The sequence below is a fragment of the Porphyromonas gulae genome, from assembly GCF_000765945.1.
Lineage (GTDB): Bacteria > Bacteroidota > Bacteroidia > Bacteroidales > Porphyromonadaceae > Porphyromonas > Porphyromonas gulae.
This window is the reverse complement of record NZ_JRAT01000012.1, coordinates 352,736-375,088: the sequence shown is the minus strand read 5'-3', so window position 1 is coordinate 375,088 and position 22,353 is coordinate 352,736. Positions and strand designations below refer to the sequence as shown.

Below are 22,353 nucleotides of genomic sequence, written 5' to 3'. Positions count from 1 at the left end.
GGCTCGGTGTTCGAAAAATGGTAATTTGGCACCGCCTTAGCGATGGACACTTTCTCTAAGGCTTGATACTGACTACAAATCACAAAATATCAAATAATGAAGTTCACTCTGGACAATACGCTGCCTGCTTATCCCAAGTTTGTAGCAGGTATTCGCCGCGCTCCTGACCGCGGCTTCCGTCTTACCCCTTCACAGACACGCACGGCCTTGAAGAATGCATTGCGTTATATCCCCGTGGAGTTGCATAAGGAGCTTGCTCCCGAATTCCTCGAGGAGCTGAGAACCCGTGGAAAGATCTATGGCTATCGCTTCCGTCCCGAAGGGGATCTCAAAGCCAAAAGCATCGACGAGTACGAAGGCCGGTGTATAGAAGGAAAGGCCTTTCAGGTGATGATCGACAATAATCTCTGTTTCGACATCGCCCTCTATCCCTACGAACTCGTTACTTACGGAGAGACCGGGCAGGTATGCCAGAACTGGATGCAGTACCGTCTCATCATGAAGTACCTCCGAGAGATGACCAACGAGCAGACACTCGTGATCGAAAGCGGTCATCCTTTGGGACTCTTCAAGTCCAAGCCTGATGCTCCGCGCGTGATCATCACCAACTCCATGATGGTCGGCTTGTATGACAATATCAAGGATTGGGAGATCGCTGCCCAGATGGGTGTGGCCAATTATGGACAGATGACTGCCGGTGGCTGGATGTATATCGGGCCGCAAGGTATCGTACACGGTACGTTCAATACCCTGCTCAATGCCGGTCGTCAGAAATTGAATATCCCCACGGGAGGCAATTTGGCCGGCAAACTATTCGTCACCAGCGGTCTCGGCGGTATGAGCGGTGCACAGCCCAAGGCTGCCGATATTGCAGGAGCCGTCAGCATAACGGCCGAAGTGGACAGTAGCCGTATCGATACCCGTCACGGACAGGGATGGGTCAAGTTCCGTACCGAGTCGAAAGAAGAGGCTTTCCGTATGGCTGCCGATGCCCGGAAGAAGGGCGAACCTTGTTCTATCGCCTATCATGGCAATGTAGTAGACCTGCTCGAATATGCTTTGAGCGAAGGTATTCATATAGATCTCCTTTCCGATCAGACCAGTTGCCATGCCGTATATGAAGGCGGCTACTGTCCGGTGACACTCTCTTTCGAGGAGCGTACACGCCTGCTCAAAGAGGATCGCGACGAATTCTGCCGTCAGGTCAATCTCGGACTTAAACGTCATTTCGAAGTGGTGAAAGCTCTGGTAGCACGCGGATCTTACTTCTTCGACTACGGCAATGCTTTCATGAAGAGCATATACGATAGCGGTATCATCGAGATCAGCAAGAACGGCATCGACGATAAGGACGGATTTATCTGGCCAAGCTATGTGGAAGACATCATGGGTCCCGAGCTGTTCGACTACGGCTATGGCCCCTTCCGCTGGGTATGCCTTAGCGGTAAGCATGAGGATCTTGTCAAGACCGACCATGTAGCCATGGAATGCATCGATCCGGACAGACGCGAACAAGACCGCGACAACTGGATCTGGATACGCGATGCTGAGAAGAATCAGCTCGTCGTAGGTACACAGGCACGTATCCTCTATCAGGATGCACTCGGACGAATGAACATAGCACTGCGCTTCAATGAAATGGTACGCCGTGGCGAGGTTGGCCCTATCATGCTCGGACGTGACCATCACGATGTGAGTGGTACGGACAGTCCTTTCCGCGAGACCTCCAATATCAAGGACGGTAGCAATGTGATGGCCGATATGGCCGTGCAGTGTTTTGCCGGCAACGCTGCTCGCGGAATGAGCCTTGTGGCTCTGCACAACGGCGGTGGTGTAGGTATCGGGAAGTCTATCAACGGCGGATTCGGCATGGTGCTCGATGGATCGGAACGTGTGGATGCCATCTTGCGTTCGGCTATGCTGTGGGATGTAATGGGCGGAGTGGCCCGACGCTCATGGGCGCGTAACCCCAATGCCATGACAGTAAGCGAAGAGTTCAATACGACTCACGCGGATGGATACCATATCACAATTCCATATCTGGTAGACGAAAGTCTCCTCGATTCGATTCTCTGACCGACAGGTTACGAATCATAAAACTACAGCAGGGGAAGGAACGCACCGGACGTCCTTCCCCTGCTGTCTTTTTTGCTCTTGGATTCAATTTTTTTAGGACACATCCGGATTAGATCGTTTGCCGTCGTTTTTTACAAAGAGTCGGTACCGATCGGGAGAAACGGGAAGAAAAAGGGCGAAAGAGGGCTGTGAAAATCACCATTTTTAGCGATTGTATGCTGTGGGCAAACCCTATACCTTTGTGTATCAGGCATAGAGCAGTTTTTAACAATCGAAATCTCATGATGGATTTTTCTTCCTATACAATCCTTTGGCTTAATCGGCTCGATGCATGGATACCGGCTTTCGGTATGCCCAAGTGATAGCGTAAGGGACAGAATGTCGAACAAAATCAAGAATGGATATGAAGCAGAAAAACGCCTATAACCGACTGACTAACCATTACGATGATGTCCTCACCGGACGGAAATGGTGGTCGTGGCTCTATATGCACTGTCTCTGGAAAACGGACGACAATATCATCGCAGGCTCGGTGCTGGACATGATTCCCGACGGCTTCGAGGGCAGAATACTCGACGTCCCCGTAGGAACAGCCATTTTCACCTATGACAAATACAGGCGGATGCCTCAAGCCGAGATTGTCGGGCTGGACTATTCGCAGGAAATGCTCGACATAGCAGCGATGCGCTTCAGTGCAGAGCAAATAACCAACGTATCGCTCCGGCAAGGCGATGTCGGCAGCCTGCCTTTCCCCGATGCTGCTTTCGACCTCGTGCTCTCGATGAATGGCTTTCACGCCTTCCCCGACAAGGACCGTGCCTTTGCAGAGACTTTCCGCGTGCTAAGAGGCGGAGGCCTCTTCTGCGGGTGCTTCTATGTCAAGGGGGAACGCAAGCCTGCCGACTGGTTTGTCCGCAAGTTTTTGAACAAAAAAGGCTTGTTCCGTCCACCCCATTATACGAGAGAGGAAGCCATCGAAAAGCTCCGTTCCTTATATGGTGACAATGTGGAGATTCGGGATGCTCGCTCCCTGTTGGTATTCAAATGCACCAAGCCTCGATAACCGCAATCGGATCACACCGGAATCAATAACCAAAAACATATAATCTATGAGTGTAACGAACATTATCGATGACGAAAGGGTTACTATCGTACAAGGCGTAAACGGCATCCTGCTGTGTCAGGAATCGTGGATGGCAGGCAAAAGCCACAGATGGGACCGAAACCATCCCAACGCGATTGGCGACACGGAAGCCGATGGGCCGAGTTCAATATGAACGAGATCGGACAATAAAACCAACCCTTAAAAAAGTATGCAAACCATCATCACCACATTCATCCTTTTCTTTTGCTTGCGACTGCTCTCCCTTTCTTATTCCATCTTCAACGAGAAACGACTGCTACGCAAGGGCGCAGTACAGTATGGCAAGCTCAATTCGCTTTTCCTCACCCTGGCTCACATAGCCTACTACTTCACTTCCCTGTACGAAGCTTATGCCACGGGAGTCGAGTTCAATACGCTATCCGGCTGGGGCGTAGCGATCTTGGTTTTTGCCTATGCCATGCTCTTCTTCGTCATCTATAAGCTGAGGGATGTGTGGACGCTGAAGCTCTATATCGTACCCGATCATCGTATCGAAACGAGCTTCCTGTTCAAGACGGTACGCCATCCCAACTATTTCCTCAACGTCATTCCGGAGCTTATCGGTATCACTCTGCTTTGCAATGCTTGGATTACCTTCTGTGTCGGAATGCCCGTCTATCTCGCTATCCTCTTCGTTCGTATCCGTCAGGAAGAGCGCGCCATGAAGCATCTATGGGCGACGGTACGATAGAGAATGATTTTGGGCAAAAAGGCCTAAAATACAGGCCGAAAAAGTTTTCAACAACGAAGACGAGTTTGGAATCATTCCAAATAAGCCCCTGAAAGGAAAGAGATCCTGAAGTAAAAAAGTAGAAGAATCGGACTTTTTCAGTTCGAACCATGCTTTCAAACTCTTTGCAAAGCGATCTGTATACAAATGGAAAACGATTTATATACAGATCGTTTTCGTTTTATATATAAATCGTTTTCCATTTGTATACAGATCGTATCTGATTTATATATAGTTCGGACGGCTCAAAAGGCCGATTCACGAGCTTGTATAAAAGAGGCACGCACCCGATTCCACCACGAATCGAGTGCGTGCCTTATCTGTTTGCAGGTCTTGCGAAAAGTTTTATCGCCTATGCCTCATATGCTCTGTGTCTCTTCTTTTGGATAAGCGGATAGCATGTAGATGAATGCACCGGAGCGATCTGCCCGGATGCCTTGGTCGTATGAGCGAAGTCGAAGTAGATGTTGCTGATCATTGAGTCGTTTCGTTATGCTGTTCTGACGGTGGAATAGCTCTGATATATAGCTGTTTATCTTTTGTGTGGAGCTTTCCTCTGCTTGCAAATGTAGCAAAAAAGCCCACATCCGATGAATCGAAATTTTTTGGAGAACAATCTCACCCTTTACGGGATAATCACATTGCTTCTGTTGGTTTGCAAGGGCTTGATTTTTAAATGCTCGATAGCAAGCCGATGTCTTTATTGTATTTCCACTGAGTAAAAATACTCACTTCATTGAGTAAAATGTATGGGCATGGATGCAAGAGCTAAGTACCGCTATTGACCTTTTTCCTTTCTGTTCGGATTATTATACCTTTGAGGGAGTTACTTTTTTATGCGCATCTGACGATATGAAAGCCAAGAAACCCCAAGCCATTTTAGACTTAGAGAAGACCTATAACATTGATATTCCTGATCTCTCCTCACAAGAAGGGATAGATCCGTGGATAGATAGATATTTCAAGCAAGATTCCTCCGGTGCAGTCGTCGAGCTTTGCTTGCGAGAATGTCAGATAGAAAGCATGACTTGGCTTATTGATTTTCCTGCTCTAAAATCACTTGATCTATCGCATAACCAAATCCGTAAGCTTGAGGGCTTGGATGGTCTCACCTCCTTAACCGGGCTTTCTCTAAGGAATAACCAAATCAGTAAGCTTGAGGGCTTGGATGGTCTCACCTCCTTAACCGGGCTTTCTCTAAGGAATAACCAAATCAGTAAGCTTGAGGGTCTTGATTCTCTCACCTTCTTAACCGGGCTTTCTCTATCGGAAAACCAAATCAGTAAGCTTGAGGGTCTTGAACGTCTCACGTCTTTAACACAGCTTGATCTATCGGACAACCAAATCCGTAAGCTTGAGGGTTTGGATTCTCTCACGTCCTTAACAGAGCTTTATCTATGGGGTAACCAAATCAGCAAGCTTGAGGGTTTGGATTCTCTCACGTCCNTTGAGGGTTTGGATTCTCTCACGTCCTTAACAGAGCTTTATCTATGGGGTAACCAAATCAGCAAGCTTGAGGGTTTGGATTCTCTCACGTCCTTAACAGGGCTTAATCTAATGAGGAACCAAATCATTAAGCTTGAGGGTCTTGAACGTCTCACGTCCTTAACAGAGCTTGATCTATCGGGTAACCAAATCGCTAAGCTTGAGGGTTTGGATTCTCTCACGTCCTTAACAGAGCTTTATCTATGGGGTAACCAAATCAGCAAGCTTGAGGGTTTGGATTCTCTCACGTCCTTAACANTTGAGGGTTTGGATTCTCTCACGTCCTTAACAGAGCTTTATCTATGGGGTAACCAAATCAGCAAGCTTGAGGGTTTGGATTCTCTCACGTCCTTAACAAGGCTTGATCTATCGGATAACCAAATCGCTAAGCTTGAGGGTTTGGATTCTCTCACATCCTTAACAGGGCTTTATCTGAAGCGCAACCAACTCATTAAGCTTGAGGGTCTGGATCATCTCACCTCCTTAACAGGGCTGAATCTATCGGGTAACCAAATCAGCAAGCTTGAGGGTTTGGATTCTCTCACGTCCTTAACAGGGCTGAATCTATCGGGTAACCAAATCAGTAATCTTGAGGAATTAAAAGACCTGACGCAATTGCAAAAACTTGATGTTTCGGGCAATGATATTCAATCAGTTGATGATATTAAGCTATTGGCTCCGATTCTGGAGCAAACTTTAGAAAAACTGAGAATCCATGACAATCCATTTGTTGCATCATCAGGCTTGATACTCTCTCCTTATGATAATCATTTGCCGGAGATTAAAGCTCTTCTTGAAAAAGAAAAAGAAAAACAGAAAAAGACTTCAGTTGAATATCACCCATTTTGCAAAGTAATGCTATTGGGAAATCATTCTTCGGGTAAAACAACATTTCTTAGTCAATATGATACAAATTATACATATCAGGAAAATACACATGTGCTGTCGATACATCGAAGCAATAACCCTAATGCCATCTTTTACGACTTTGGGGGGCAAGACTATTATCATGGGATTTACCAAGCCTTTTTTACCACCCAATCGTTATACCTTCTCTTTTGGGATGCTAAGAAGGATCGAAACTTTGTGAGCGTAGATGATAAAGAATATCAGACTCTTAATTTCAATCGCCCCTATTGGTTAGGACAGATAGCCTATGCCTGCAATCGTTGTATGTCCGTTGGAGGAAATCCTGATGGCAAGGACACACCACAGACCACAGACGATACAATTATCATTCAGACTCATGCCGATGAAACGGGCGCTAAGCAGCAAACCTTAGGCTGTGCAGCCGAGAATGGAGTATTGGAAGAAATCTATGTATCCTTAGAGCCCAAGGCGAATAGTGCCGTACATGCGCTCAACTATCTGAATGAGCGGGTGCGAGAAGTTGTCGCAAGCAGGAGTAAATCAAATCAGATCACTGAAAAAGATAGAGGATTGTACGAAGCTCTTCCCTCAATCGCTGAGAGAAATAAACACAGTCCTGTCTCTCTCGAAGCTCTTGCGGCTGAACTGAATATGGGAAGAGATGAAAATGATCTTTACACCATAGAGTATCTACAAACCGAATTGAACCAACTCAGTCTGCGAGGGGAGGTGCTTTACTATCGTGAGAATGAGAAGCTGAACAGCTATGTTTGGTTAGATCCGGCTGCTTTTGTCCAAATGATTCATGGAGAAATCCTCCAAAAAGACAACATCAATAGAGGAACAGTTCCTAAAGACATTTTTGAATGCAAACTGCATAATCTAAGTTCCGGAAGTATATTTGAAGAAGATGGCCAAAATGGTAATATGATCTTGCAGCTATTATTGGAAGAGCTGATCGTATATGAAGATAAGGACTGCTATGTGATACCGGGCTATCTCCCTTTGCATTCCGATGACGAAGCCTATAAGTGGCTTACTTTGGGATTCGAGAGGCCCAATTTTGTCCTCAAATTCGAACGTTTTATCCCCTTTGGCCTGATCAACCAGATTATAGCCTACTATGGACGGGAAGAAGGTGCTCTAAAGCGGTATTGGCGAGATCAGGTCATCTTCACAGCAGGCCGTGAGATGGATAGGCGACAGATTGAACAAGAAGAAAAGAAAGAGGGTTTGCCCAAGGCGAATGCCGAGGATTATCTGATCTGGATCAAGCTCGACTTTACCGACTTGGCCATATCCGTATTCATCAAAGAGCAGAGAAAGACATCCGCTAAGGATATGCAGCAGAAAGAAGTTGCTATCCTCAGTGATATATTGGATATGTATTGGAACAATATCCCTCCGAGGGAGCAAATAGGAGATAAGGGTGCGGAGCAAACGAGAAGCACTATTCGTGAAACAAACAGAAAGAAGAGACCCATCCAGGATCTCTACCTCTCCTGTGCCCAAGCGGATAAAGACTTGACGGTGCCTCATTATATCCATTTGGGCACGCTGGACGATGAAAGCAAGACTACGGCGAGGATTGCAGCTTATCCGTTGAAGAACGGCGTTATCGATAAAGAGCGGGTGCGAGAAGTATCGACTCGTCCCTACAAACATCTTTCCGTCAATAAAAATCTGGCTACTGCAAAACAGATCTTTATTTCCTATTCCAAAGAGGATCAGACTGAACTGGAGACCTGTCTGCAATTTTTCAAACCCTTGGAGAAGAATGGTCAGATCGAGATCTACTATGATAAGTTGACTAAGTTTGAAACACCTATTCACCCTGAAATAAGAAAGCGTATTGTCGAAGCCGACTGTATAATCGCTTTGATCAGCCAACGCTATCTGGCCACGGATTACATCCTGGATCATGAGTTGCCAGTATTTCGGGAGTATAACAAGACCATAGTGCCGATATTGATCAAGCCTTGTACATTCGAAGACGATGAGTTCCTTCGGGAGAAATATTTTGCTCAGAAAGCTCAAATAATCAATCTTGGAAAAGAGGGAAAAACCATTAAAGCTTATGATAGTATTACGGCATCAGCCCATCGTGATGAAAATTGGGTGGCTGTAGTCAGAGAGTTCAAAGAAAAGATATTAAGAATAACAAAACAGGAGGTAAATACAGATGAATAAGGAAGAATGTAAGCGTCAGCACTTGGATCATGTGCAGGGCGTCATTACCCGTATGGCGGGCAATTCGTTTCAGATCAAAGGTTTTTGTATGGCTATGGCCACCATTCTCGGAGCCTTATATGCGGCGAACTTCCGCTGTGAGTTGATGATTGTATTGGCACTGATAAGCGTGGCATGTGCCTTGGTGGATGCTTACTACTTGCAATTGGAAAGGAAGTATCGCGAGCTATACAAAAGAAGCGTAGCAAAAATGGAAGAAGACCGTCCGCACAAGGAAATCTACGATATGGATGTTCGTAAGATCAAGATGAACTATTGGCGTTGCCTCTTCTCCAAGAGTCTTTGGATGCCTTATGGGATCATACTGGCTCTTCTGTTGATTTGGCTTTTCCTCTCTTGCTTGCATTTACTATTGGAAAATACATGATAATCTCATCCTTTACGGGATAATCACATCGCCTTTATTGACCTATAAGAGATTGATTATGAATCGAATGTCTTTATTATATTTGCACTGAGTAAAAATACTCACTCCACTGAGTAAAATGTACAGGCATGTATAAAAGAGCAGAGTATCGTGTGATTACAGATCGTCTTACAGATCGGAGGAGATTCATTCAAGTCGTAATGGGGGCTCGTCAAATCGGAAAATCAACGGTTGTCAAGCAGGTGCTGAAGGACTTGGATGCACCCTATCAGTTCTTCTCAGCCGATAATGTCCCAACTGTGAACGGAGCTTGGATTTCCGATTGTTGGGCTGCTGTCCGTAGCCTGAAGGAGGCCAAGGAGTGGGAGAGTATTATTCTTGTGATCGACGAGATACAAAAGATTGCTAACTGGAGTGAAGTCGTGAAAAAAGAGTGGGACGATGATACATTCCATGACCGTAATATCAAGGTGCTGCTTTTGGGCAGTAGTCGTGTGTTGTTGGAAAAGGGGTTGTCAGAGTCGTTGGCCGGTCGATTCGAAGAAGTACGCATGAGCCATTGGAGCTATCAGGAGATGAAAGACTGCTTTGGTTTCTCGCTCGATCAATATCTGTTTTATGGGGGGTATCCCGGTGCCGCTTCTCTGACCGATGATGACGACCGTTTCAGCCAATATATCCAAGCTGCCATCATCGAAGCGACTATCAATAAGGACATTCTGATGGGTACACCGATCGCTAAACCGGCTTTGCTTCGCCAGACTTTCGAATTGGGGGCTGCCTATTCGGGAGAATTACTTTCTTTGAACAAGATGTTAGGCTCACTCCAAGATGCCGGTAATACGGTGACATTGGCCGGATATATTAATCTGTTGGACGAAAGCGGATTGCTCTGTGGACTTCAGAAGTTTGGTAATGATATGGCAAGGAGGAAGGCGAGTATTCCCAAACTACAGGTCTATAACAATGCTTTGAAGATGGTGTATAGCCCTTTTACCTTCGAGCAGGCCATGCTCGATCGCAAGTCCTGGGGGCGAATCTTCGAATCAGGCATTGGAGCCTACCTCGTCAGTCAGGCTTTTGTTCATCGTTTCGAGGTGTTTTATTGGCGCGAACGAGACGATGAAGTCGATTTCGTCCTGCGCAAGAAAGGTTCTGTCGTTGCCATTGAGGTGAAAAGCAATGCAGAGAAAAGGACAGATGGGTTGGACAAATTTTCCCAATCCTTCAAGCCCCAATCGGCTTTTATTGTAGGAGATGGAGGTGTCAGAGCCGAAGACTTCCTTTCGATGGATATACGGAAGTTATTCTGAGTGTCGCAGTTTTTTTGCGAACAGCGCGATGAAAAAAGATTCTCTAAAGAGTCCTTTCCGATAGTAAGCTCCACAGGATACCGGAATTTGTCTTTTTCGGATACAGGTTTACAGAATGAGAGCAAAAACCTAAGAGCCATTCGAGTTAGTTTGTCTATCGTTTTTTTCTCTTGGGTTTTGGTATTCTTGTTTGGATGCTTTGCAGAGCCTTTGGAATTTGTTGTAAACTAAATGCGGCATGAAGAAGATCGTGATAGCCATAGACTCCTTCAAGGGTTGCCTCTCCTCTGCCGAGGCAGGAGAAGCAGCAGCCGAAGGTGTACGGGCAGCTTGTCCCGCTGCGGAAGTAGTGGTACTGCCCGTGGCCGATGGGGGAGAGGGGATGCAGGATGTGCTGATAGCTGCCACGGACGGGCGGCGTATAGCCCTCCGTGCACACTCTCCGCTAATGGAAATGCTGGAAACGTCTTATGGCATATCGGCTGACGGACAAACGGCTTTCATCGAAATGGCAAGTATCAGCGGACTGCCTCTCGTGCCGGAAGACCGGCGCAATCCGATGCTGACCACCACGTTCGGCACAGGAGAGCTGATCAGAGATGCTCTGGATCGAGGTTGCCGTAAGTTTATCGTCGGGATCGGCGGCAGTGCCACCAACGATGCCGGACTGGGGATGCTACAGGCATTGGGCTTTCGCTTCTACGATCGAGATGGGAGAGATATAGGGGAGGACGCGGCCCTATGCGGCAGTTTGCTGTCGGAGGTCTATCGCGTCGATGGCTCTTCGGCACATCCGGCTTTGGCCGATTCGCATTTTACGGTGGCTTGCGATGTGCGCAATCCATTCTGCGGCTCCGACGGTGCTGCCTTTGCCTTTGCGCCTCAGAAGGGGGCGGATGAGGAGATGGTAGCCCGATTGGATGCCTCGATGCAGCATTTGGCTGCCGTTATACACCGGCATACGGGGCAGGATATAGTCCATGTCTCGGGAGCAGGAGCCGCAGGCGGTATGGGAGGTGGGCTGTTGGCTTTCCTCGGAGCGGTACTGAAGCCGGGCATCGAGCTGCTATTGGATGCCCTGCATTTCTCCGAAAAGATACGGCATGCCGATTTGATCCTGACCGGTGAGGGCAAAGCCGACCGGCAGACCCTGATGGGCAAAGTGCCGGCCGGTGTGCTGGCCGAAGCCATGAAGCAGGAGATCCCCGTGGTATTGCTGGCCGGCAGTATCGAGGATGCTGTGGCTCTTAATCGCGCCGGTTTCCTCGGTCTTTTTTCCATTACTCCTTCTCCTGTCAGCCTTAGGGAGGCGATGAATCCGGCTTATGCCCGGGACAACCTCCGGCGCACGGCCGAGCAGGTATGCCGTCTCTATGCTTTCGCCTCCGCACGGCCTTAGTCGGGCTGCTTTTTTTCGACCGGAATCCCCCTATATATAGGTATGGGCCTATTCTTTTTAGCTATTTGTGGTGATATTACAAGTCGTTGATCTCCTCTACTTTTGCGTAGGTCAAACCAATATAAACTATTCAAAAACATGAAATCAATCGGAATCTTCTACGGTTCTTCTACCGGAACGACGAGCGATCTGGCTCAAAAAATTGCTTCTGCATTAGGCGTTGACTCCGCTAATGTAATGGACGTGGCAAATGCCGATGCAGCCGCAGCAGCGAAATACGATGTACTCCTCCTCGGTTGCTCCACATGGGGTTTGGGCGACCTGCAGGACGACTGGGAATCATTCCTGCCGAAGCTGAAAGGCGAAAACCTGAGCGGCAAGAAGGTAGGTCTCTTCGGCTGTGGCGATGCTTCTTCTTATAGCGATACTTTCTGTGCAGCTCTCGGCACGATCAAGGCCGAACTGGCTAATACGGGCTGTACTTTCATCGGTGCTTATCCAGCTGAAGGCTATAGCTACGACGAGACGACTGCCGAAGAAAACGGCCAGCTCATCGGTTTGTGCGTAGACGACGCTAACGAGCCCGACCAGACCGAAGCTCGTATGGAGCGTTGGATCGCTGCTATGGGATTGTAATTAATGTTCTAAGAGCCGGAGATCGGATCGGAGGGAAGCAGCTTAGCTCGAAATAAAAGCGTATTTGTCTTCAACGCTCACTCCTCTTCCCGGCCTTCGGCTCTCTTTCCATACTCTCTTCTCCTCTCTCCTCCCCTGTAATCTCCCGTTATTTATTCAGCTCCCAACGATGGACACGCAAACACTTAGTAGCGATCTGCGCGTATTCATGCATCATATATACGAGTTTGAAAAAGGTGTGCGAAGCATGGTACTCGCTACACTGGCTAACGACGATATCCCCTATGCGGAAGAACGGCTGCGAAGCCGGCGGATCCCCTATTTCGCTCAGCCTACTCCGAATACGGAGCGTACCAACCTCTTTTTCGGCTGCAAGGAATGTATGGAAGCCATCCGGCTTTTCGTGAGCGGACGCTCTCTGAACAGCCTGACTCCGGAGGAAGATTTCATCATCGGGGCTATGCTCGGATACGATATTTGCAGGCAGTGCGAACGCTATTGTCGTCGCAAATCGAACTCTTAGGAAACAGCACTGACTTTCAACTATTTGCCTTACTTTTGCTGTCGGTTATTAAGCCAATCCGTTTTCTCGATAGATAGACAATGGCGATGACGACAAATGAAGTCAAGGATAAGCAGTTGGAATTGGACAAACGCTACCTGCGCATGGCGCGCATTTGGGCGGAAAATTCCTACTGCGAACGGCGCAAAGTAGGAGCTCTTATCGTCAAAGAGCAGATGATCATATCGGATGGGTACAATGGTACACCGGCCGGATTCGAGAATATCTGCGAAGACGAGAACAACGTGACCAAGCCCTATGTACTGCATGCCGAAGCCAATGCTATCACCAAAGTGGCCGGCAGCACGAACAACAGCTCCGGTGCCACTATCTATATCACAGCAGCTCCCTGTATCGAGTGTGCCAAGCTCATCATCCAGAGCAAAATAAAACGGGTGGTTTATTCCGAGAAATATCGTCTGGAGGACGGCTGTCGCTTGCTGGAGCGAGCCGGCATTGTCGTCGACTTTATAGACATTTCCGATATTCAGGAATAGGTTTATTATGAAAAATTCATCCGGTCTTGGCGGCGCATTCTCTCATATTCTTGTCGCTGCCATCTTCAGTGCCGTAGGAGCTCTTGCTGCTCATTTTTATTTCACACACAAGAACCCGCGAGATTTGAATGAGGTGCTGAATCTGATCGACAAGCACTATGTCGATTCGGTAGATGTGCAGAAGCTGCAGCGCAATATGATTCCTTATCTCCTGGAGCAGCTCGATCCCCACTCCGTATTCCTTACGAAAACGGACAATGCCGAAGAAGCAGCCACACTCAGCGGCGGATTCTGCGGTATCGGTATTTCCTTCAATACACTGCTGGATACCATCGTGGTTACGCAGGTCGTACCGGGAGGTCCGTCCGATCGTGCAGGCATCCGAGCCGGCGACCGTTTGCTTCAGTCCGGATCGCAAAAGCTCTATGGTAAGGGCGTCGATATGAACAATGTCGAAGCAGTACTGCGAGGGGAAAAGGGTTCGGTGCTAAATATTCTGGTGCGTCGCAATGGGAAAGAATCCGTGCACCGGGTGGTGCGTGATGATGTGCCTCTTCCTTCACTCAATGCCTATTATCTGATAGAGTCTTCGATCGCCTATGTGCGGATCGATTCGTGGACAGGTACCACGCATGCGGAGTTTATAGAAGCCTTTGGCCGTCTGCGCAAGAAAGGGGCAGCGAGCCTCATCATCGACCTGCGGGAAAACAGGGGCGGCCTACTGGAGCCGGCTATTGCAATGGCCAATGAGTTTTTGGGCAAGAATCTTCCTATCCTTCAGATCGAGGGCAAAGCTTATCCGCGTGAAGAGATCGCATCCGATGGCAAGGGTATCTTACAACAGATCCCGCTGGTGGTGCTGGTGGATGAGTTCTCGGCCAGTAGCAGCGAAGTGTTTACCGGAGCCATGCAGGATCATGACCGTGCTCAAATCATCGGCCGCCGGACCTTTGGCAAAGGGTTGGTACAGCTTCCGTTCGATTTGGCCGATGGCTCTGCCATCCGCTTGACCGTGGCTCGTTATTATACGCCATCGGGACGTTCTATCCAGAAGCCTTATTCTTCAGGCGTAGATGAAAACTACTATCAGGATCTGAGGAATCGTTTCAATCACGGGGAGCTTTACTCGGCTGATAGCATACCCTTGCTGGGAGGCAAGAAATTCAAGACTGCCGGAGGCCGTGAGGTCTATGGCGGTGGCGGTATCATACCGGATATTTTCATTCCGCTCGATACGGCAGGACTTAACTCCTATATGATGAAGGTGGAGGATTCGGATTTGATGCCTCGCTATGCGTTCCTGTACAGCGATGCCAACAGGGCTTTTCTAAGTCGTTTTAAGACTATCGAGGAGTTGGGAGCTTATTTGGATCGTACTTATCTGATCTTCGACTTTGCTTCTTTCGCCCAGCGATACGGTGTCCCGATGCGTACCTCTTTGATCAACGAAGCCCGCAATCGCATGAAACGGCACATCAATGCTTACATCGCGATGAACTTCTTCGATCTGCAGGGATATTATCAACTGATACTGCGTGACGATCCGTTTATATACCAAGCAGTTTCCCTCATCAAAGAGGGCAAAACCTTCCCGTTGAAGCATGACTAAAAAGGAATTAAGAGCGCAGATCCGGCTACGTAATCGAGAGTTGCTCACGGCGGAAAGCTGCAAGGTCTGGTCACTGGCCATCGTAGAGCGGATTCGTGGGCTCGATCTTTTCAAGAAAGCCAGGCGGATCGGCCTCTACCACGCTTTGCCGGACGAGCCGGATTTGGCCGGCTTGCTACAGGAGTACGCCCATACCAAACAGCTTTTTATCCCCAGAGTGGAGGGGGACGACATCGCTTTCTATGCCTATACCGGCGAGGCTGATCTTGATGCTGCGGGGGCTTATGGTATCGCCGAGCCTACGGCCGATACTGCTACAGCCGTTCCTCCCTCTTCGTTGGATCTGCTGCTGGTGCCCGGTGTCGCTTTCGATCGAAAAGGCAGTCGCATGGGGCGAGGTAAAGGCTATTACGACCGCTTCCTACCCGCTACACAAGCTCGGCTTATCGGTGTCACTTTCTCGTATCGTCTATTGGCTGACTTGCCTACCGATCCATGGGATCGTCCGATGGAGGGTGTGATCACCGACAGCGAAACACTCCTTCTCTAACCGTTTCTTCCTTCCCTTCACCTTTGTATCTGCCCCTAAAGGGTGAATGTCTTCGGGAAAACAGCCCTCTCAGGGGATTCTTAGGCCGGACGATCGGGATGGAATCATATCCTGTTTTGGTCTGTCTTGCTACAGCCTTCCAGGGCTATCGCATTTGAAAGTTTATACTGTATCCTTGGCCTCTTTCTTCTATAATTTGGGACTTTAGTACATTAATGCGTACTTGTTTTAGCAATCGTTAGGTTTATAAGTGCGTTAACAGTTCAAATGCGATTGCCCTGACAGCCTTCCGAGGGTAGCTTGTCGGTTATACGAAAAGCCCTACTTTTGTAAGAAACCAATAAATATATACACAATGAAGTTTGAAGTAGCCAGCAACGTGTTGTTGCAACACTTGCAATTAATTGCCCGCGTCATAGCTTCACGCAGTACACTTCCAATTTTGGAGTCTGTCCTTTTCGAGCTGGAGGGGGATCAATTACGTCTTACCGCGGCCGATATGGCTAATCGGATGAGTACGGAACTTACCGTGAACAACGTAGGAGGCGAAAACGGTTCTTTCGCCGTTCCCGAACGAATCTTACTTGAACCGTTGAAAGAACTGCCCGATCAGCCTATCTCTTTTGAGATAAATATGGAAAGCAAAGCGGCTGAGATCGCATATAGCAACGGGCATTACAGTTTTGTGGTACAGGATGCTTCGACCTATCCGGTGGCAGCTTCTTTGTCTCCTGAAGCCATCGTTTCTATCGTGAAGGCCGAAGCCTTGCTCAGCGGCCTTTCGGCTACCCTTTTTGCTACCAGTCAGGACGAACGTCGTCCGATCATGACGGGAGTCTATCTGGATTTCTTCGAAGACAAATTGGTTTTCGTAGGCTCGGATGGACAGATCTTGGTGAAGCAGGAGGATGCCAATGTACAAAGCCGTCAGCGCAGTGCTTTCTGTCTGCCGAGGAAGGCCTGTCTTCTGCTGCGCAATGTCCTGCCCCGACTGGAGGGCGATGTGACGCTCACTTACGATAGCAACTATCTCCATATAGAGCTTGGCAATTATACGCTCACGGCACGCCTGCTGGAAGGTCGTTATCCGAATTATAATAGTGTAATACCCACGAGCAATCCTTTCTCCGTGAAAGTGGATCGTCTCCAGCTGCTGTCGGGAGCCAAGCGCGTATCCATCTTCTCCAATCCGGCTACGAGTATGCTGCGGATGGAGTTTACACCTGCCGGCATCCGCTTGTCGGCCAATGATATAGACTTCTCTGTGGCAGCCGAAGAACATGTGCCGGCAGAATGTCCGGCCGATATCAATATGCGTATCGGATTCAAGTCGGATGTCTTTCAGACCATTCTGCAAGGAATGTCATCGGAAGAGGTGATCATGACTCTGGCAGATCAGACCCGTGCCGGTCTCATCCTGCCGGCAGAGAATGCACCGGGTATCAGCCTCTGCAATTTGCTTTTGCCGATGAAGTTGATCGGCGAATAACAACACAATCGAATGAAATTGAATCTGAAAAATCCACTGGTCTTCTTCGACCTCGAAACAACGGGCGTGGACTTGGTACGTGACAGAATCGTCGAAATTTCTATTCTGAAAGTTATGCCTGATGGGAGTGAAGAGAGCAAAACAAGGCGTATCAATCCCGAACGTCCTATCCCTCCCGAATCGACAGCTATTCACGGCATCACGGATGAGGATGTGAAGGACTGCCCTCCATTCCGTTCGGTGGCCAAAAGTCTGGCGCAATGGATAGAAGGCTGTGACTTGGCCGGCTTCAATTCGACGCGATTCGATGTGCCGATACTGGTGGAGGAGTTTCTCCGTGCCGGAGTGGACATTGACCTTCGCCGGAGAAAGCTCATAGACGTTCAGACGATTTTTCATAAGATGGAACCTCGCACATTGGAGGCGGCCACTCGTTTCTATTGCAACAGGACTTTGGAAAATGCACATTCGGCCGAAGCCGATACACGCGCTACCTACGATGTATTCAAGGCTCAGTTGGATCGTTACGAGGGAACATTGGAGAACGATATGGCTTTCTTGGCCGACTTCTCCCGCCAGTTTCGCAACGTAGACTTTGCCGGCCGATTGGTTTATGACGATAATGACAACGTCATCATTAATTTCGGTAAGTATCGTGGCCGTAAAGCTCTGGATGTATTGCGTACGGATTCTGGCTACTACGGCTGGATCATGGACGCGGACTTTACACTGAATACGAAACAGGAATTTACCCGCTTGCGTATGTCTCTGAACAATCCCGAGACCAAATAAACAAGCATAAGAGAACCTCGTACAGATGAAATCATCTTTGGCCGGCAAGCACATCGTCCTTGCTATCACGGGGAGTATCGCTGCCTACAAGGCTGCCGTTCTGACCCGCCTGCTCATCAAGAAGGGGGCTGAAGTGCAAATAGTCATTACTCCTGCCGGCAAGGAGTTCATTACTCCCATCACTCTCTCGGCTCTGACATCCAGGCCTGTCATCAGCGAATTTTTCTCCGGACGGGATGGCACATGGAACAGCCATGTGGATCTCGGTCTCTGGGCGGATGCTATGCTGATAGCTCCGGCCACAGCCTCTACGATAGGCAAGATGGCACATGGGATCGCCGACAATATGTTGGTAACCACTTACCTTTCCGCCAAGGCCCCCGTGTTCGTGGCTCCGGCTATGGATTTGGACATGTTCCGACATCCGAGTACGCAACGCAATATCGAGATACTGCGCTCTTATGGCAATCATATCATCGAGCCGGGCGAGGGCGAATTGGCCAGCCATCTTGTAGGAAAGGGGCGGATGGAAGAGCCGGAGCGCATTGTGGAGATACTGGAGGCTTTCTTCGATGGGAGCGATCGCAAACCGCTCCTTGGAAAGAACGCATTGGTTACAGCCGGCCCTACATACGAGAAACTCGATCCCGTACGTTTTATCGGCAACTACTCTTCCGGAAAGATGGGCTTCTGCATAGCTGAACGTTTGGCCGAATTGGGGGCTTCGGTTACGCTTGTCGCCGGCCCTACTGCGATGCAGACAGCCATGGAAGGGATAGACCGTATCGATGTGGAGAGTGCCGTGGAGATGCTCGAAGCCTGTCGGAAACCTTTTGAAAAGGCCGACATAACCGTCTTGTCCGCAGCTGTAGCTGACTATCGTCCGGCAGAGCAGGCAGAGAAAAAGATGAAACGAGAGACCAAGGGCGACTTCGACCTCCGCCTGACCGCAAATCCGGATATAGCGGCTACGCTCGGAGCACTCAAACGTGCAGGACAGCGGTTGGTGGGTTTTGCTCTGGAGACGGACAGTGGGGAGCAAGAGGCTATACGCAAGATGAAAGCCAAGAACTTGGATGCAATAGTACTGAATTCGCTTTCCGATGAGGGAGCCGGATTTGGAGTGGGCACGAATAAGATCACCGTATTCGGCAGTGACGGCCGACCATCGGAATATCCGCTCAAGAGTAAGGTCGAGGTGGCCAAAGATATTGTGGACTATATAATCGAATTGGGATGAGAATGAGATTGTGGTGGGGGCTGTGGATCTGCCTGTTTTTCTGTACGGCCTCTGCTGTAAGTCAGGAGCTGAATGCCAAGGTAACCATCAATAGCGAACGTCTTGGCAGTAATGCCAATGCGGAGGCGTTCAAGACGCTGGAGCGTCAGCTCACAGATCTCCTCAACCTGACCCGATGGACAACGGCCACATTCAGTTTTGCTGAGCGTATCGACTGCACCTTTTCCATCAACCTTACCGAGGTGAAAGACGAAAGTCAATACAAGGCCGAACTCTTCGTTACTTCTCGTCGCCCTGTTTACAACTCCTCCTATTTTTCTCCTCAGCTTATCTGGCGGGATCAGGAACTGAACTTCGAATACAACCAGTTCGATCCCATCGAATATAATGAGACGGATCTGCAAAGTAATCTGGTAGCCTCCGTCGTATTCTATGCCTACTTCATATTGGCGATGGATTTTGACAGCTTCAGTCCTTTGGGAGGCAATTCGGCCCGTTCTATGATGCGTCAGATCGTAGCCAGAGCACAGGCCAAACAAGACTGGAGCGGCTGGAAAGCTTTCGAGAGTACCAAGAATCGCTATGCCCTTGCCGAGGCTATGAATGATGCCGAATTGGAGACTTTGCGCAAGTTTTGGTATGATTATCACCGACGGGCATTGGACGAAATGGTCGGCAATCCCAATCGCGGACGCACTACGGTATTAGAGCTGTTGCCTCAGCTGGAAGCTGTTTACAAGGTACGTCCCATGTCGCCACTGCTTTCCATCTTTGCGGCTGTGAAGCTGGATGAGATCGTGAATATATTGTCGAAAGCCAATGCTTCGGAAAAGCAGGATGCATATAAAATACTGAACAAGGTATTCCCGACTGAGGGAAACAAGCTGAATCCGCTCAAAAAATAATCCTCTTTTTCGGGATGTTAGCCTCTTTGCATATTGCCAACTACGTTCTGATCGACCGGCTTGATATTGATTTTGCCCCTCATTTTTCTGTGATCACAGGAGAAACCGGTGCAGGAAAAAGTATTCTCTTAGGTGCTTTGGGGCTGCTTGTCGGGGGGCGTGCCGATACTTCGGCTATTGCACCCGGTACAGATCGCTGCATAGTAGAAGGGCGTTTTACCGGATTCGTTCCGGAGATGAAAACCGTATTGGATCGCTACGACTTGGACTTCGATCCGGACGAATGCACTATCCGCCGCGAAATATCCTCCAAAGGCAAAAGTCGCGCTTTCGTAAATGATACGCCTGCTCCATTGACGGCTCTTCGTGAGTTGGCCGACTTCTTGATCGACATCCATTCTCAGCACAAAAACCTCCTGCTCGGTGACAGCTTGTTCCAGCTCAACGTACTGGATGCTTATAGCGGAAAACCCGATTTATATACCGGCTACAGGAAGGCCTATCGGGTGTATGCCGAAAAAAAACAAAAGCTGGAAGACCTTCGTAAGGCAGCCACCGCGACAGCATCGGAGTATGACTATTGGCAGTTTCGTTTCGAGCAATTGGATAAGGCCGGTCTCGAATCGGGAGAAGAAACTCGTTTGCAAGAAGAGCAGTCCATGCTGACGCATGCCTTGGACATTAAAAGAGAGCTGGGGCGTTCCTATAGCCTTCTCTCCGACGATGAGGGAGGACTACTGTCGGGGCTGAACAAAGTGGAGGATGCTTTGGTCTCCATAGAAAGCTATTATCCCGACTCGGTTTCTTACCGACAGCGAGTACGCGATGTTCGAATAGAGTTGGCCGATATTGCATCGGATTTGGGGCGGCGTTCGGACGATGTCTCCTACGAGCCGGAAAGATTGAATGCTGTAACGGGTAGGCTGGATGAAATTCACTCGCTCCTGCATCGTTACAATGCCGATAGCAGCGATGCTCTTATTGCCATACGAGACGATCTGGCCGAACGCCTCTCAAGGATCAGCACCGATGAAGAAGAGATAAGCCGACTTGAGCAAGAAGTCCTAATCCTTTATAAGGAGATTGAGGCCAAGGCATCGATGTTGACCGAAGAACGTATTCGGGCGGCTTCTGCTTTGGAAACCTCTTTGTGCGAATCCTTGCGCAAACTCAATATGCCTCATGTTCGTTTTGTCGTTGATATTCGCTCGACAGAATATGGCCCTCACGGAGCAGACAAGGTCGTTTTTTTGTTTTCGGCGAATAAGCAGATGGAGCCGGAGCCGGTATCGGAGATTGCCTCAGGAGGAGAGATCGCTCGCCTGATGCTATGCCTGAAAGCTCTCATTGCGGACAAGCGTTCTTTGCCGGCCATCGTTTTCGATGAGATAGATACCGGCGTATCGGGTGAAGTGGCTGACCGCATGGGAGAGATTATGGCTCACATGGGGCGAGGTATGCAAGTGCTCGCCATCACGCATCTGCCCCAAATAGCAGCTCGTGGGGAGCGGCACTACTTTGTCTATAAAGATGAAACAGGCGAACGGGCGCGCACTTTCATTCGGGAATTGACCTCCGAGGAACGGATACGAGAGATAGCCCGTATGCAGAGCGGAAACAACCTGACGGATGTGGCCCTGGCCGCAGCCAAAGAGCTTTTAGCAAGATGAAGAATGACAAAATGATATTCGGCCTGCACTCCATATCGGAGGCCTTCGAAGCAGGCAAAGAGATCGACAAGATCTTTATTCGTCGGGGACTCAAGACAGAGCAGACCGATGCAATCATTCGAGAGGCCGCAGAGCGGTGCGTGCCGGTGATGCATGTGCCGACAGAGAAGTTGGACAGGCTTACCACCAAGAATCACCAAGGGGTAGTAGCCATTCTTTCTGCCATCGAATATACTCGCTTGGATCAACTCATACCGATGCTCTATGAAGAGGGGAAGGCACCCTTCCTCTTGCTGCTCGATGGTATCACCGATGTGCGAAACTTCGGGGCTATTGCTCGTACGGCAGAGTGTGCAGGGGTGGATGCCATCATTATTCCCGAAAGAGGTAGCGTTTCGGTAGGAGGAGATGCTATCAAGACCTCTGCCGGAGCCTTGCATCGTATTCCGGTTTGTCGCGTGACTTCCATTCCCGGAGCCATCCGTAGCCTGCAAGAATACGGTATACGCATAGTCGCTGCTTCGGAAAAGGCAGCAGATCTATATACCGATGTGCCCATGGAGCTGCCTTTGGGTATAGTCTTGGGCGCGGAGGATGTCGGGCCATCGCCCGATACGCTTAGGATGGCCGATGGCATAGTGGCTATTCCGCAGATGGGGGCCATAGGCTCGTTGAACGTCTCCGTTGCAGCCGGTATCGTTATTTACGAGGTAGTGCGACAGCAAAGACTGCAATCATCAAATTCATAATCCAAATAAAAAACAGTACA

General features: G+C 49.0%; 20 protein-coding genes. 19 read left to right on the top strand and 1 reads right to left on the bottom strand.

Features of this window, described 5'->3' with window-relative positions; translation table 11 throughout:
* Window positions 1-96 precede the first annotated feature (96 nt).
* From HQ49_RS05110 to HQ49_RS05100, 4 genes are all read left to right on the top strand, one after another.
* The gene (locus HQ49_RS05110) at window positions 97-2,076 is read left to right on the top strand and encodes a urocanate hydratase (protein ID WP_039418766.1); all 1,980 of its coding nucleotides are present in this window, start codon (window positions 97-99) and stop codon (window positions 2,074-2,076) included.
* A 397-nt stretch (window positions 2,077-2,473) separates the two neighbouring features.
* Window positions 2,474-3,139: a class I SAM-dependent methyltransferase gene (locus tag HQ49_RS05105; protein ID WP_039418764.1), complete on the top strand. Its 666-nt coding sequence runs from the start codon at window positions 2,474-2,476 to the stop codon at window positions 3,137-3,139.
* Window positions 3,140-3,185: 46 nt separating this feature from the next.
* Window positions 3,186-3,353, top strand: coding sequence for a hypothetical protein (locus HQ49_RS11805; RefSeq protein WP_162832558.1), 168 nt, complete (start codon window positions 3,186-3,188; stop codon window positions 3,351-3,353).
* A 36-nt stretch (window positions 3,354-3,389) separates the two neighbouring features.
* A complete protein-coding gene (locus HQ49_RS05100) occupies window positions 3,390-3,911 on the top strand; it encodes an isoprenylcysteine carboxyl methyltransferase family protein (RefSeq protein ID WP_005874835.1) in 522 nt (173 codons plus the stop codon).
* 391 nt (window positions 3,912-4,302) lie between these two features.
* Here HQ49_RS05100 and HQ49_RS12395 read toward each other — a convergent pair whose 3' ends face one another.
* Complete coding sequence (locus HQ49_RS12395; RefSeq protein ID WP_262498674.1) at window positions 4,303-4,428, bottom strand: hypothetical protein; 126 nt, start codon at window positions 4,426-4,428, stop codon at window positions 4,303-4,305.
* A 281-nt stretch (window positions 4,429-4,709) separates the two neighbouring features.
* Here HQ49_RS12395 and HQ49_RS05090 point away from each other — a divergent pair, with 281 nt between their 5' ends.
* The 15 genes from HQ49_RS05090 to rlmB all read left to right on the top strand — a co-directional run bounded on the left by HQ49_RS05090 (window position 4,710) and on the right by rlmB (window position 22,333).
* Window positions 4,710-8,495 carry a leucine-rich repeat protein gene (locus HQ49_RS05090; RefSeq protein ID WP_449421057.1) on the top strand — a complete coding sequence of 1,262 codons (3,786 nt, stop codon included), beginning with the start codon at window positions 4,710-4,712 and terminating at the stop codon, window positions 8,493-8,495.
* Window positions 8,488-8,922, top strand: coding sequence for a hypothetical protein (locus HQ49_RS05085; RefSeq protein ID WP_039418762.1), 435 nt, complete (start codon window positions 8,488-8,490; stop codon window positions 8,920-8,922). Before HQ49_RS05090 ends, HQ49_RS05085 begins: the two co-directional genes overlap by 8 nt.
* 128 nt (window positions 8,923-9,050) lie before the next feature.
* Window positions 9,051-10,235, top strand: coding sequence for an ATP-binding protein (locus HQ49_RS05080; RefSeq protein WP_039418761.1), 1,185 nt, complete (start codon window positions 9,051-9,053; stop codon window positions 10,233-10,235).
* A 238-nt stretch (window positions 10,236-10,473) separates the two neighbouring features.
* A complete protein-coding gene (locus HQ49_RS05075) occupies window positions 10,474-11,634 on the top strand; it encodes a glycerate kinase (protein ID WP_039418760.1) in 1,161 nt (386 codons plus the stop codon).
* A 138-nt stretch (window positions 11,635-11,772) separates the two neighbouring features.
* Window positions 11,773-12,270: a flavodoxin gene (locus HQ49_RS05070; protein ID WP_018964526.1), complete on the top strand. Its 498-nt coding sequence runs from the start codon at window positions 11,773-11,775 to the stop codon at window positions 12,268-12,270.
* A 169-nt stretch (window positions 12,271-12,439) separates the two neighbouring features.
* Entirely contained in the window at window positions 12,440-12,793 is a 354-nt protein-coding gene (locus HQ49_RS05065) for a DUF2023 family protein (RefSeq protein WP_018964527.1), read from the top strand.
* Between the two features lie 86 nt (window positions 12,794-12,879).
* Window positions 12,880-13,329 carry a dCMP deaminase family protein gene (locus tag HQ49_RS05060; RefSeq protein WP_018964528.1) on the top strand — a complete coding sequence of 150 codons (450 nt, stop codon included), beginning with the start codon at window positions 12,880-12,882 and terminating at the stop codon, window positions 13,327-13,329.
* Between the two features lie 7 nt (window positions 13,330-13,336).
* The gene (locus HQ49_RS05055) at window positions 13,337-14,938 is read left to right on the top strand and encodes a S41 family peptidase (protein ID WP_039418758.1); all 1,602 of its coding nucleotides are present in this window, start codon (window positions 13,337-13,339) and stop codon (window positions 14,936-14,938) included.
* Window positions 14,931-15,488 (top strand): 5-formyltetrahydrofolate cyclo-ligase, encoded by a 558-nt coding sequence (locus tag HQ49_RS05050; protein WP_039418757.1) that lies wholly within the window; start codon window positions 14,931-14,933, stop codon window positions 15,486-15,488. Before HQ49_RS05055 ends, HQ49_RS05050 begins: the two co-directional genes overlap by 8 nt.
* A 355-nt stretch (window positions 15,489-15,843) precedes the next feature.
* Window positions 15,844-16,977 carry a DNA polymerase III subunit beta gene (gene dnaN, locus HQ49_RS05045; protein ID WP_039418755.1) on the top strand — a complete coding sequence of 378 codons (1,134 nt, stop codon included), beginning with the start codon at window positions 15,844-15,846 and terminating at the stop codon, window positions 16,975-16,977.
* A 12-nt stretch (window positions 16,978-16,989) separates the two neighbouring features.
* Window positions 16,990-17,769 carry a 3'-5' exonuclease gene (locus HQ49_RS05040; protein WP_039418753.1) on the top strand — a complete coding sequence of 260 codons (780 nt, stop codon included), beginning with the start codon at window positions 16,990-16,992 and terminating at the stop codon, window positions 17,767-17,769.
* A gap of 25 nt (window positions 17,770-17,794) precedes the next feature.
* Window positions 17,795-19,009 (top strand): bifunctional phosphopantothenoylcysteine decarboxylase/phosphopantothenate--cysteine ligase CoaBC, encoded by a 1,215-nt coding sequence (coaBC, locus tag HQ49_RS05035; RefSeq protein ID WP_039418752.1) that lies wholly within the window; start codon window positions 17,795-17,797, stop codon window positions 19,007-19,009.
* A complete protein-coding gene (gene porD / locus HQ49_RS05030) occupies window positions 19,006-19,914 on the top strand; it encodes a type IX secretion system protein PorD (RefSeq protein WP_039418750.1) in 909 nt (302 codons plus the stop codon). Before coaBC ends, porD begins: the two co-directional genes overlap by 4 nt.
* A 14-nt stretch (window positions 19,915-19,928) precedes the next feature.
* Complete coding sequence (gene recN / locus HQ49_RS05025; RefSeq protein ID WP_039418749.1) at window positions 19,929-21,584, top strand: DNA repair protein RecN; 1,656 nt, start codon at window positions 19,929-19,931, stop codon at window positions 21,582-21,584.
* Window positions 21,581-22,333, top strand: a complete 753-nt coding sequence (gene rlmB, locus HQ49_RS05020; protein WP_039418747.1) for a 23S rRNA (guanosine(2251)-2'-O)-methyltransferase RlmB — start codon at window positions 21,581-21,583, stop codon at window positions 22,331-22,333. Before recN ends, rlmB begins: the two co-directional genes overlap by 4 nt.
* The last annotated feature ends 20 nt before the right edge of the window (window positions 22,334-22,353 follow it).